This is a genomic window from Methylobacterium sp. WL120, assembly GCF_008039465.1.
Lineage (GTDB): Bacteria > Pseudomonadota > Alphaproteobacteria > Rhizobiales > Beijerinckiaceae > Methylobacterium > Methylobacterium cerastii.
Map to the genome: position 1 here is coordinate 1 of NZ_VRUT01000046.1, position 12,604 is coordinate 12,604.

Below are 12,604 nucleotides of genomic sequence, written 5' to 3' on the forward strand. Positions count from 1 at the left end.
TTTCCGGGCGCTGCATCCGCAGCACCAGCTCGATCAGCTCCTCGCGGCTCAGCCGCTCAAGATCGCTTCGGCCCATCCCACGAGGGAATCAGCGAAACCCGACCCGCGCAAGGGGGTGGGTAATTACCGTTGTTGTTCGAGATGTAGGCCGAGACGAGGTCGGCAGTGAGTTCGATGAAATCGGTCGAAGAAGCGTCAAATTGGTCTTCCAAGGCTGTCCCCTTTTGAATCAGAGAAGGCATCGATCCACATACAAAGAGAGATCGTCAAGGTACATCAGACGGTAATACACCGCCGGATGCTGTCACCTATCCAATGCCAGAGGGCTTTCATCCTTCAATCAACCTACGGGCCAACCGGCCTGCGCGGCATGCCCGGGGGCGGCCGAGCACCACGTTGCGCCGCCGCGCCTGCGCCTCTATCCCCGCCGGCCCACCACCGGCTAGACCCATGGCATCACCAGCATCGATCCGACCCGCACCATCCGACGTCCACGCGTGGCGCGATGCGCTTGAAGCAATGAAGCCGACCACGTCCCCCTGCCCGGGAATGACGGGACCACGGTGGGAGAAGTTGCGCGAGGCAGCGATCGCCTTCCTCGACAAGTTCGGCGACAAGGCCGCGGCGCTCGACTGGACGACACTGGAACTGTTCGGCGTGCATCTGACCGCCGGCTTCATCCGCGTCGACTACTGCGGCGCCCTAATGATCAGCGGCGAGCGTGTCCAAGCGATCGAGAGCGAAAAGATCCGGTTCGGGATGACGACATACTACCGGAACTTGCCTGGGCGCCCTGTCGGTGTGCCGGTTTGGGAAGTCGGGCGGTAGGCGGCGCTTTACCGCTGCGGCCTACACTACCCTGTCCAGCACCAAGAAAACTAGCAGTAGGCTTACGCCAACGTCAAAACTTTAACTTCCTCGATCGCCGACAATCACAGTCCTGCAACGGGCACCAGCTGCATTCGAGTCCTGACCAGCGCACCTCAGACCAAGCATACCTTGCCAGATTGCGGCAACGCGCGGCGGCCTGAACCCGATAGGATTTCCACTTAGACCCCGTTTCATAAGGGGTGCGCGAGCCGTCTGACGAGGATCATAGCGGCCGCCAAGACAAAGAAGGCGAGCGCCGAGGACGGGGTCGCCTCGTAGTCGCGGGCGAGCCTGCGGCATCGGGCGATCCAACTGAGCGTCCGCTCAATGACCCAGCGGCGGGGCTGGACGGCAAAGCCCTTCTGTCCCTTGTCCGGTCGGACGATCTCGACGGTGATGGCGGTGGCGTCGCCGACGCGCTCGCCCTGATAGGCTTGATCGGCAAAGCAGTGAGCCAGGAATGGCCAAAGGCGGCGCGAGGCCTGCAGCAGAGCGACCCCGCCGTGGCTGTCGTGCCGATCGGCCGTCGAGACGGTGGCCAGGAGCAGACGGCCATCCATATCGGTGAGCGCATGGCGCTTGCGGCCGACCACGCGCCGGGCCGGGTCGTAGCCGCGCTCCCCCTTGACGCCGACGCCGCCCGAGCGCGCCGCCTGCGCATCGAGGATGGCGCCGGTCGGGCTGGCCTCGCGCCCGGCGCGCGCACGGTCGGCCATGGCGAGGGCGTGGACGAGGCGCTCGAACACACCGGCCTTCGACAGGCGCAAGAACCAGCGGTGAATGGTGGACCAGGGCGGGAAGTCCAACGGCAGATGCCGCCACGCGCAGCCGGTGCGCAGGACGTACTGGATGCCGTCCAGGATTGCCCGCAACGGCCAGCGCCAGGGACGACCCGCGCGCGACGGCTCAGGCAGGAGCGGGGCGATCAGCGCCCACTCCGTGTCGGTCACGCTGCTTGCGTAGGGCAGGCTCTCGCGCGCAAGCTCGGCACGGGCGGCGGGTGTCCACATCGGTGTTCCAGGATGAGCGTCAGACACTCTCCCAACGCTGACGATGCTCGCCGCTCACCCCAAACAGCGATCCGCGACTGCCCCTTATGAAACGGGGTCTTATACAAACCCAAGTCGTCTTTCAGAAAAACCAAAACCCTCCTCGGTGTACCATGATTAATTCACAAAAGGCAAAAGCTAATATTAATAGATTGTTACGAATGCTGTATAAGCATATCAATATGGATCAATATCTTGCGTTAAATAATGACGTATATTTAGCTGGAATGCACCCACTGCATCATATAATTAAACATGCTTGGTCCGAAAACAGAAAGATATCGCCCAACACAAACATGATCAATTTCTTGGCTGCCAATCCATTGATCTTCGACAATATCAGATCAATTAATGATAGCATGCACATGATGTACGTCGATGAAATTTTTATCCGAGATAATGCCTACCGGCATGGGAATGACGTTCGATTTATCGGATATTTTGAATCTAAGCTAGGCTTAGGCATTGCAGCCAAAAACACCATAGATTGCTATCGGCTGATTTCCAATAAGTTTTCAATTTATCCATATAATAACGCCGCGCTCAATAGATTTGAATCTAAATATCTACCGGAAAAATACAATACACATAGCCACCACAAAATAAATGTTTTCGAGCTCGGTCTAGACAATATCGAACATGCACTTGAAAATGTCAGCAAAACATCGAGCAGAAAAATGTACAATGTACTGAAGTTATATTGGGAACTTTCAGAGATCCCAGAGGAAAAGATCGAAGCTTTGACTAAGTACGACGAAATATGGGTGCCGTCGAAATTCATCTATGATGCAGTTGTGAAAATTTATAACAAAAAAGTATTTATCATACCGCCATTCGTTGACATAGAGCGACAGAAACATTTCAAAAGAAACCATTTTCGAATGAGTAAGGACCTATTTTATTTCTTGTTTTCGTTTGATTATAACTCCTCGATCCATCGGAAAAATCCCCTTGCTGTTATAAAGGCTTTCCGATCTGCTTTCCCTGACAACCAGTCCGTCAGACTAATTCTAAAATCAAACAATCCAAAGGACGCCGCTATCGATTCAGATTTTGTTGAAAGCCTAAAATCATTCGACAATCGGATTATATTTATTGAGGATTACCTTGACCGAAGCTCAATGCTATCCCTTATAAAATGTTGCGACTGCTATGTTTCTTTGCACAGATCAGAGGGGTACGGCATGGGTATGGCAGAAGCAATTTGTCTTGGTCGGAAAGTAGTGGCGACTAATTATTCCGGAAATGTTGATTTCATAAACAATAGCAATACTTTTGCCGTTGATTACCGATTGATCAGTATAAATGACGGAGAATATTTATTGTCTCAAGGAAAGCATTGGGCAAATCCAATCCACGACAGTGCAGTAAAGCAACTAAGGCTGGCGTACAACGATAAAGCCAATCTGTTTGATAAATTAACGCAAAGAAAAAAATTATATCGAACCGAAATACCAACTAAGGCGGCCATCGCAAAAATGATTCATAAGCGCATCGTCGCCATAAAATCTGACAATGATTTTGTTTGATTGTTGGCAAAGATCCATTTCATAACGGACTGGGCAGCGTAGCTTTTGGGTGAGCGGCGGGCATCGTGGGTGTTGGGAGAGTGTCTGACGCTCGCCCAGGAACCCCGATGTGGACGCACACCGATCTGCGATCGCCCCACCGCCCGCGCCGAGCTTGCGCGCGCGAGCGGGCTGTTCCCCTTCTTGACTCGCTGCTTTGAACCGAGCTTATCGAGACGAGCGCGTTGACGCTGCCACAAACATCACGGTCGAGATCGTCGTACCCAAGGAAGGCCAGAAGGGCTTTGCGGTTTTGCCTAGGCAGTGGAACATCAAGAGAACCTGCAGTTGGATCGCCCGCTGCCGCAGGCTGGCTCGCGACCACGAGGCTACCCATCCTCGGCGCTCATCATCTTCGTCCTCGTCGCAGCCATGATACTCGTCAGACGGATCGCCCGAGCCATATGAAACAGGGTCTTAGCAACAATTTTACTTGAAGCTTACGCCTTTCGGCCGGACCGTTTTATGTTAATACTAAAGTATGACGCGGAAATCTCAAGATCGGGCAATTCAACGCGGCCTCCCAAAAACGGTGGGCAGAGGTATGCTTGTTGGAGTACGCTTCCACGATGCGCAGCTAGCTCCGCTTGATGCTTGGATCGCAGACCATCCAGATCCGAAACCATCACGACCGGCGGTAATTCGCGAGGCTGTAGCCGAACATCTTAGAGCGAAAGGATACTCAAAATGACGATTGCGCTGAATTGCGAGCGCGCCGCCCATGCGGTTATCAAGAACGTCTGCGCATTTTGATCTATGCACTCGACGTTTCCGACTCACCCTCACAAGGAGCAAACGAGCATCACGCGGTTAGTGGAGACGATCCACCTGTAGATCGGTAGTGGTTCTACGAATGTGATCGTTAAGGCTGCCAACGAAGCCTTGTCGACCAGGGAACAGCCACGAACGCCGAAGCCTGTTCGATTTTGCCGGATCACATGGCTATGTCTGCGCCGACCTTCTGCGAAATTTTATCAAGGCGGATACAGTCTGGAATACGTTGTTGATTTTGCCGTCTTAGATTTTTTCCTAGTGCAGAGACGCAGGCAGAACGTACCCATCAGCACGAAATTTCCGCTGCAACGGCAGATACCTAAAGAAACGCCTTTGCAACGTCCGTCCGCGTCAGTGCATAAGTTCCGCGCGAACCTAAAATCGAATGGGCGAATGCTTTCAAGCTGCCATAGCAGAGACAGTATGCCCATGAAGCGAAGCCAGACTGATTCACTACCTCAATCGCTCTCAGCTAGGGCATGCATAAAACTATATGGTCCTTAAATTTAGATTTTTTCCAGAATTGGTGCTCAGACCGACATTGACCAACCCGCTGTAGAGTTTGAGCTCGGTTAACGGTGTGTTAATTTAGATACACCGAAGAAAAAGTACTTATCGTTCTCGAAAAAATATCATGCGTTAAAGAAGCCGAGCCCGCTCACTGTAGCTTCCTATTTGGGGTATGTTCATAGATCGGGAGCGGACCATGGGCGAGAACGTTCAGACCGAAGCACAGTCTGGCACCGAAGGAATTGTTCTCAACAAAGCTGATCTTGGGACCTGCCGGAGAGCCTTCATTCAGGCACTTGGACTTGGCGCCGTAGGAGCGGCCATACTCGGAGCCGCTGATCCAGACTCTGCAATGGCGCAAGGTGCGCCAGCGGACATTACCGACATTGACATCGTTCAGTTCGCGCTCAACTTTGAGTATCTTGGTGCGGAGTACTATCTGCGCGCAGTCAATGGCGCAGGCCTCAAAGCTGGTGATATCGATGGCGTTGGGGGCGTCGGAACCGTCAACGGCGGCAAGCAAGTACCCTTCGCAGATTCTTTCATCCGCAAATTCGCTTTCGAGCTGGCCGCCGATGAAGAAGCCCATGTTCGGACACTCCGCGCCGCGCTACCGGATGCTAGCCGAATTGGCCGGCCGCAGCTCGATCTCGATTTCGCATTCACCTTCGCGGCTCGCTCGGCCGGGCTCGTTGGGCCGAACGACCGTTTCGACGTTTACGCTAGCGACGACACCTTCCTCCTGGGGGCCTTCCTGCTTGAGGATGTCTGCGTCACGGCCCTGATCGGCGGTGCGCCGTTCATTAAGGACAAGAGTGTCCTTATGACGGCTTCCGGCTTCCTGGGCACCGAAGGGTATCAGGCGGGCGCGATCCGCACGCTTCTCTACTCCCGCGGTTTGATCACGCAGGCGAACGCGATCTCGAACGCACGCGATGCCCTCGACGGCAACACTGATCTCGATCAAGGCATCAGTGGAGATCAGTCATCGACGCCCGGCTTTTCTCAGACCGATGCTAATCTTGTTCCCGCCGATCGCAACAGCCTCGCTTTCGGACGGACGTTCGGTCAGGTCCTTAATATCGCATATCTTAACACTACGCAGAGCCCCGGTGGTTTCTTCCCGCAGGGCCTACGAGGTCGTCTGCGGTAATCTTGACCAATCCAAATAATAACAGGCCGTAGATCAACACTGTCGAGCTCTGCCATCAAACGACGCCACGGCATCTGAGTCACGCGAGGCAAGCTCGCGTGGCTTTGCTAGGGCTGTACCATACGCCTGAATTTGACGGCGGTGGAAGAGCGCTCGGTCCTACTACAGGCGCGAGGTGTGATTGCCGACAGCTGTAGGAACGATGTGGTCGGTCGCTAGCTTCGCCATCGTCAGTGCCTGCTACGTTGGACCGCTTCCATGCACATATGGCGACAGTAGCGGTCGCGTCTGGGCGAGCATGGGCGACTTAATGCAGGATCTTGATCTTGAGATCCGTGTGCCTTTGCGCGCATCGCGGGCGCATCAGCGGAGGCCTCCTGACTCCTGGCCCAGCGACCAAACCGGACGAACGATCCACATGGACATCAGATCTGACAAGTAGGTTTTAAGATGCTGTGGTTTAGGCATTGAGCATCGAGGACTTGGCGTACCTAGGCGCGCCCTCTACCCACCGCATTCATCGCTAAGAAGAAACTTGAGCGACGCTCTTTTCGTAGCGACTAGAAATGGCAGCTGCGGAGAACGGATCCTTGACTAAGCCGCATTACATCGTCCGACGTAGCCGGTCCGGCCGGTTCAACTTTGTTCTGATCACCGAAGCCGGGCGCTTCACGGGGTGCGTCTATGTCCGAAGCGAAGGTGAGTCCAGCGCTGAGATTAACCGGCACGCTAGTGACAAAATTCGTGCCCTCGCCAAGAGTTTCGGTGAGGCTACCGCGTCACCTTGATGGCGGAGGATGGGCTGATGAGTGAGACGGAGGCGGACGAGCCGCCGCTCCCTCCTCTACGCATTAATTCATAAGCCCTACATAATATCGCGGTATTATGCTGCGTAGGCGAGTTGCCAAAGGCATAGTGCAGATACTATCCGGCCCGCGCTTGCGCACATTGTAAAGCGTTCTCGGACGGACGAAGCCTTCGCTGGCTCAAAACTGGATCGTGCCATCTGGAAGTGTCACCACGACACGCGGCTTAATCAGTCGAATGTCCCAAAGAGTAGCTTCCGCGTAGCGAATGATCCGCGTCCCGTCGCTTGCAATGGGATGAAGATAGCAATGATCGAGCGCCAGAACCAAGCTCGGCATGCTGGCGCCACGCGAAGGATCGGCATTAAAAGTGTACTGCACGACATCCTGAAAGCCAGTTGGGACCCGTGCCAGCACGGCGATGAATTGATCGACCGCGTCGAAATCTAGGCCGAGGGATAGTCTCAGCTGCTTAATCGGCTCCGCTGCCGGATGGTCGGATGTCGTTCGAAGCAGCGTTAGCTCGAAGTGCGTTTGCCCGCTTTTTGGCATCTCCCAATGATGGGCCGTCGGAATTCCGAACAGCGGGGGGATCGTCCGTGGCAAATGCTTTGAATGATCGGCAATGCGAAGTTCGGGCCGGCCGTTTTCGCGATAGTGTAGTAGCGGGTTGACCTTGCTGGCCACCACGTCCGGATAGCGTCCAAGATAGCTGTACGTGCTAAAATGCGGATGCGGATCGAGACCTTTTGCAGCACCGACCTTGAGGTAGTGCCGCAAGGGATTTTGCCGGGCTCTCGTCTGAAGCCGATAGAATGCAGTGTCGAAGTCAGCGTTCGGGTCGTAACCCCGGCGCCAACCAATCAGGCTGTAATGCAGGTAGGGATCGAGGGCGGAGGCTGCCGCATCAGGATAGCTGCGCAAGTAGTAGGCACTGTCGAACAACTTCGGCACCCGGCCAAAAACGAAGCGGCGCAGGATGCCGGTGAGCCTGCGGCCGAGGCGCGGTGCGGCAGTGTCGATCATGAGGGAATCGGTCGTGCGCGGGTCGGTCATGCGAAAGTCGAGGCCTCGCAGATCCGGCGCAGATGTTCGCGGTAGGTCTCCGGCGCGCATTCCGAGCGAATGCGTGCCAGTCCCGAGGACTGTACGCGTCGCCATAGGTCGGCGGTCTCGTGGAGGCGCACAAGCCCCTCGGCGAAGGCCTCCGGATCTAGCCAGTCGCAGCTCTCGAAGCCGACGCCTTCCTCCCAGCCGATCTGCGCGGCTAGGATCGGCGTGACGAAGCAGGGAAGTCCGTGCCGCACCGCTTCGTGCACCTTGTGCGGGATACCGGCGGCGAAGCGTGTCGGAGCGAGGCAGACGCGGGCTGCATCGAAGAACGGTCCCGCCTCGGGCACCCGGCCCATCACCATGACGCCGGGCCTCGTGTAGCGGGCGCGGATGGCGGGCGCGATGGTGCCGACGATCCGCAGCGTCGTGTCGGGCATTCGCGCCCGCAGGCGAGGCCAAACCGCTTCGAAAAACCAATCTAGCGAATCGACGTTCGGCTGCTCGTCTTGCTCCAATGCGCCGATGAACAGAAAACCAGCTCGATCGGCAAATTGTGGGCTCGAGGCCTCTGGCAGCGCCATGGCATGACCGAGGACCGTCGCGTTGACGCGAGCGTAGTTCGCGAGCAGCCGCGCCTCCGCCTCTGAGACGCAGACTACCTGATCGGCAATCGCATAATATCGCGTCTCGGAAATTGCATCCCTCGCAAGATCGGCCGCGGTGCCGCAGCCCTGCTCCATCACGGCGCCGACGAAGGCGCGGGAGGCGAAAAGGGCTTCGGAATCGAACACGACGCGGGATTTGACGAATGCGCGCGGGCTCAATCCGACATCGAGCAGAAGCTGCATCACAAGGGCGATGTTGTGCGGCCGGCTGACCCAGAGGACGTCGAAATAGCCCGGGCGCTCGCCGATTAGCCGGGCGAGGCCGTCGCGTCCCTCGGAGGCAAGGATTTCGACCCGCTGGTCGATGTCACGGCAGCGCTGGGCCTGCTCCGCATCCGCCCGGTAGATCGGATAGAGCGTCACGCCGTAGCCGAGTTCGGCCATCGTATTTACGATGTGGTTGGCGCGCGGATAGCCAGCGCCCATGTCGAGATGCGGAACGGTGTCGTCGATGAACAGAACACGCAACGCCCATGGGTCATGGTCGCGGGCGGCAATACCCGTGTGCTGCGGCCCCTGGCGGAATAGCCAGTTGCGATGCCGCTCCAGAAACAGCGCCCGGTTACGGTCGAGCAGCACCTCCACATCGGCGCGCTTGGCGCTGGTGGCGTTTTCGAAATGCACCGCGCTGGCACGCGCTTGGTAGATCACGCGCCGCCCAGCCTGATGGCAGCGCACGCAGAGGTCGGTATCTTCAAAATAGGCCGGCGCGTAGGCATCGTCGAAGCCGCCGAGCGTCCGGAACAACGCCTGCTCGATCATCATCACGGCGCCGGAGACATATCCCACATCGCGGGTGAAGCCGGCTTCCGGTGCGAACGGGTCGGGTATCCCACGAAGATAGGGGTAGGTGATCTGCGCATCCTCTTGGAAGTTGGCGCCCGCCTCCTGCAGGATGCCGCCGGGGAACACGAGGCGCGCCCCGACAATCCCGATATGGTCGAGATCAGTGAAGGTCTGCGCCATAGCCCGCACTGCGCCCGGCATCAGGTCGACGTCGGGGTTGAGGAACAGAATAAAACGGCCGTGCGCGCGTGCCGCGCCGTCGTTGCAAGCTGGCCCGAACCCGGCATTCGCCGCGTTTCGGATGAGCGTCGCACCATCGATCCGGTCGAACAGGGCACCGGTCTCGGGCATCGATGCGTTGTCGACGACGATCACCTCGAACGGCACGCCCGCAAGCCCCTGCTGCGCCGCGAGGCGCCACAGGGTGAGCGCGAGGATATGCCGGGCATTCAACGAAACAATGACGATCGAAACGAGCGGTGCCTCTTCCTGCCGAAAGGTGATCCGCACGTCGTTGAGAAAAAGGGCGTCCCAGACCAGGCGCGCTTCGGCGATTACCACCCGGCGCCCGACGTCGGCATCGACGGCATCGAAGGACTCGGCCACGATGGTTTCGCTCTTGGCTGCGTCACCCTTGGACACGTCGCTTTCGACGCCGCCTTCCTCGACGACACCATCCTTGCCGGCGGGGCTATCGAGCAGATCGGTCTCGAGCATGTCGCTCATGGCTGGATACTCCCGCGGGGAAGTGCGATTGCGATCCGGCCGATCAGATCGTCTGTGAGGAACAGCACCGTCCCGTTCGGGGCGATTGGAGCCAGTCCGATGCCCGACACGCTGACCACCGCGGGTACCGGTGTCAGTTCTGGGCGCTGCGTGTCGAAGGCGAAACCGGGCGGCGAGCCAAGCGGTGAGATCCTGTCGAGCGTAAGCTCGTGCGCGCGGCCCCCATTGGGCTCGACCAAGAAAGCGACAACCGCACGAACACCGGTGAGCAGGTGGCTAGGCAGGACAAGCGCTAGGGCAAACCCGTTCGCGCTAGCGCCGACGCACCGTGCCGTGGTCGTCCAATCGGGCCGGACGTCGCGGAACGCACAAGCGGCGGCTTCGCGGATCACACGCGGCAGGCGTTTCCCGCGGACCCATTCCGGCGACAACGCCACGGCGACGGGACCGAGCGATGGCGTCGTTTCCGGTGCCGGCGTGGATCCGGCAAACCAGCGGCGGCGCTCCGGCGCGTACCTAATCGCGCGTGCCGCCTCCTCGCCTAAGCGCTCGGTCGCCAGCAGCAGTCCGTAGGCCGGATCGTCCCGAAGCGCGGAGTTTGCCGAGCGGACACCGATCGGCCAGGACTGCGCCATCGGCTCAACGAATGCGGCGGTCGACGCGACGGCAACGGGTTGCTTGCGGCTCGCAGCGTGGATTACGTCGGCGAGTTCGGCCTCGGCCTGCTGCGAAATCGCGTTGAAGCGCGCAAACAGTTTGGCGCAAGCCTCTGTCAACGCTGCGAGCGCGGTGGGATCCAATCGCAGCGCCAGGATCGCCGCCTTAACTGCGGCGACGTCTGCGCAACGATGGGCCGACGCCTCGGCACCGAACCCCTCGAAGCCGATCGCGGTGCCGACAACGGGCACGCCGTAGGACAAGGCCTCGGCGACTTTCATCTTGAGGCCGCTGCCCATCAGCATCGGCGCCACGATCACGTCGGTCTCCGCGTAGAACGTTGCGAGATCGTCGACGTAGCCGAGCAGCATCACTCCTGGCAGGTCGAGGCCGCCGAGCGCGTGGCAGATCTCGCCGGCGATCCGCAATTCCGGCTTGTCCGGCGTCCAGCCCGCGGCCCATGCGTGAGCGAACTTGCTGATTGAGAACAGGTTGGGATCGTTGCCGTGCCCAACGAAGCCGATCCGTACGATCGCGCGCGGCGCCGAGAACGGTGCGCGGACCGGAAATACCGGCGGCAGCAGCAGTACCCGCCGATCGGTCAACCCTGCGAAGTAAGCCGCCTCCTCTGATTGGATCGCCAGCACCACGTCGGCGCGGTCGAGCGCAGCCGCCTCGCTCTCTCGGTCGGTGTAGTAGAAATTTGGCTCAGCTCGAAACGGACGGTACTGCAGCTGCCGGTCGGCGAAGCGGTCATGCGTGTCGATGAGCTTGAGCATGTCCTGCGCGTAATCGAGGCAGCGCGACAGGAACACGTAGTTAACGAGGATCGCCACAGTGTCGGGGTGTTCCGCGGCATACCACGCCACGAACCGGTCGAGCGCTGCCGAGCCCCATTCGTCGATCCCGAAAGTTAGGGAGCGCGTCTTCAGCGGGATCGTCTCGTTCGCTTCGATCAGGAACGTGCGCTGGAAGTCCGCCTGCATCGCCGCGAGATCGGTTGGCGGGTGCTGGCCGAAGCGGCGGTAGACCTGATCCTCGTGAGCGAAGTAGGCGAAGTCGACGGCAAAGCCCGCGCGTTGAAGCGTTGAGCAGGTGAGCGCCAGCCGTTTGCGGTTGCCGGCGCTGGCTGGCGCGGCCGGCATCGGCGCGACCACGAGAACCGTGGCGATCGGCGCTAGAGTGGACGACGGGGTCTCAGCCCTCATTTGGCAGCCGCGCTCAGTCGCGCCGCGGCGAAGCCGCCATTTGCGATCAAAAAGGCACGCTCGGGTTGCCCAACCGCCGGTCCCCAGAGAGGATCAAGTTCGAGATCCATCCGCGACGCCGGCGAGAACGTCATGCGCGCCGTCGCTACGCGTGCGCAACGAAGTCCGGGCCCGGAATCGAACAAGACGTAGTTCGGCACCTCCGTGCCCGAGATGCTGCAGGCCCGCGGATCGTCGACGAGCGTAACCACCGGCCCGTCCTTCGGCACCGGAAGGTCGCGAATAGCCGGCGCCAACAGAGTGATCGGGTCGGCCAGGGCCGCGGCATTCCGAGGCGTCATCGACGAGAGCACGGCTCTGGCCATCACGGCGGCGTCGCCGAGTGACAGCATCCCCGCCGGTTCGGCCGGACCGGTCGCAAGGGTAATGGAATGGAAGTGGGTGGCGACGACGAGACGTGTCCCGCGTGCAAGCACCGTCTCCGCAGCGTCGCCTCGCGTGCGCAGCAGCAGTAAGCCGGTCGGCCGCCTCTCCCGCGCGGTCATGCCGGCGAACGCCCAGGTCTCGAGCGTGACGTCGCCGGGCGCGACGACCTCGAGCGGAATCGGCATTGAGGTCGGCAGGCGAAAGCTGCAGAGCACCCAATCGGCTCCAAGGCGGAAGATGCGGGCGTTGTACCGGGTGGACGGGCCTTTACGGTCGAACGACGCGGTCATCCGTTGTCCTCATCAAACGATCGCATCGTTAGAATTCGCGTTTCGAACGCATGACGCCCGCGG

The 12,604-nt window shown here is 59.1% G+C and carries 8 protein-coding genes and 1 pseudogene; 4 read left to right on the forward strand and 5 right to left on the reverse strand.

The features are described 5' to 3' along the window. The first annotated feature begins 573 nt into the window (after positions 1–573). Positions 574–828 carry a hypothetical protein gene (locus tag FV229_RS10940; protein ID WP_147752000.1) on the forward strand — a complete coding sequence of 85 codons (255 nt, stop codon included), beginning with the start codon at positions 574–576 and terminating at the stop codon, positions 826–828. Positions 829–1,061: 233 nt separating this feature from the next. Here FV229_RS10940 and FV229_RS10945 read toward each other — a convergent pair whose 3' ends face one another. Next, complete coding sequence (locus FV229_RS10945; RefSeq protein WP_147752001.1) at positions 1,062–1,880, reverse strand: IS5 family transposase; 819 nt, start codon at positions 1,878–1,880, stop codon at positions 1,062–1,064. Positions 1,881–2,284: 404 nt separating this feature from the next. On the opposite strand from FV229_RS10945, the gene FV229_RS10950 reads away from it, so the two are divergent. The 3 genes and pseudogenes from FV229_RS10950 (at position 2,285) to FV229_RS10960 (ending at position 5,924) form a co-directional block, all read left to right on the forward strand. Beyond that, a complete protein-coding gene (locus tag FV229_RS10950) occupies positions 2,285–3,448 on the forward strand; it encodes a glycosyltransferase family 4 protein (protein ID WP_187275118.1) in 1,164 nt (387 codons plus the stop codon). Between the two features lie 153 nt (positions 3,449–3,601). Beyond that, positions 3,602–3,895 (forward strand): annotated as a pseudogene (locus tag FV229_RS28025) (IS5/IS1182 family transposase); the annotation flags it as partial. 1,072 nt (positions 3,896–4,967) lie between these two features. Beyond that, positions 4,968–5,924, forward strand: coding sequence for a ferritin-like domain-containing protein (locus FV229_RS10960; protein WP_147752004.1), 957 nt, complete (start codon positions 4,968–4,970; stop codon positions 5,922–5,924). A 986-nt stretch (positions 5,925–6,910) separates the two neighbouring features. Here the strand turns inward: FV229_RS10960 and FV229_RS10970 are convergent. From FV229_RS10970 to FV229_RS10985, 4 genes are read right to left on the reverse strand one after another with little or no spacing between them, the layout of a single operon-like run. After that, positions 6,911–7,786, reverse strand: coding sequence for a hypothetical protein (locus FV229_RS10970; RefSeq protein ID WP_147752005.1), 876 nt, complete (start codon positions 7,784–7,786; stop codon positions 6,911–6,913). Further along, the gene (locus FV229_RS10975) at positions 7,783–9,960 is read right to left on the reverse strand and encodes a glycosyltransferase (RefSeq protein WP_246688141.1); all 2,178 of its coding nucleotides are present in this window, start codon (positions 9,958–9,960) and stop codon (positions 7,783–7,785) included. Before FV229_RS10975 ends, FV229_RS10970 begins: the two co-directional genes overlap by 4 nt. Then, on the reverse strand, positions 9,957–11,825 hold the full coding sequence (locus FV229_RS10980) for a glycosyltransferase (RefSeq protein ID WP_147752006.1): 1,869 nt from the start codon (positions 11,823–11,825) through the stop codon (positions 9,957–9,959). The genes FV229_RS10975 and FV229_RS10980 overlap by 4 nt, the downstream gene beginning before the upstream one ends. Next, on the reverse strand, positions 11,822–12,541 hold the full coding sequence (locus tag FV229_RS10985; RefSeq protein WP_147752007.1) for a hypothetical protein: 720 nt from the start codon (positions 12,539–12,541) through the stop codon (positions 11,822–11,824). The genes FV229_RS10980 and FV229_RS10985 overlap by 4 nt, the downstream gene beginning before the upstream one ends. Positions 12,542–12,604: the final 63 nt, after the last annotated feature.

Bases quoted from the DNA above. Each gene is read 5' to 3' on its own strand.
- FV229_RS10945 (WP_147752001.1), bottom strand. From the start codon at position 1,880: ATGTGGACACCCGCCGCCCGTGCCGAGCTTGCGCGCGAGAGCCTGCCC.
- FV229_RS10980 (WP_147752006.1), bottom strand. From the start codon at position 11,825: ATGAGGGCTGAGACCCCGTCGTCCACTCTAGCGCCGATCGCCACGGTT.
- FV229_RS10970 (WP_147752005.1), bottom strand. From the start codon at position 7,786: ATGACCGACCCGCGCACGACCGATTCCCTCATGATCGACACTGCCGCA.
- FV229_RS10985 (WP_147752007.1), bottom strand. From the start codon at position 12,541: ATGACCGCGTCGTTCGACCGTAAAGGCCCGTCCACCCGGTACAACGCC.
- FV229_RS10950 (WP_187275118.1), top strand. From the start codon at position 2,285: ATGATGTACGTCGATGAAATTTTTATCCGAGATAATGCCTACCGGCAT.
- FV229_RS10975 (WP_246688141.1), bottom strand. From the start codon at position 9,960: ATGAGCGACATGCTCGAGACCGATCTGCTCGATAGCCCCGCCGGCAAG.
- FV229_RS10960 (WP_147752004.1), top strand. From the start codon at position 4,968: ATGGGCGAGAACGTTCAGACCGAAGCACAGTCTGGCACCGAAGGAATT.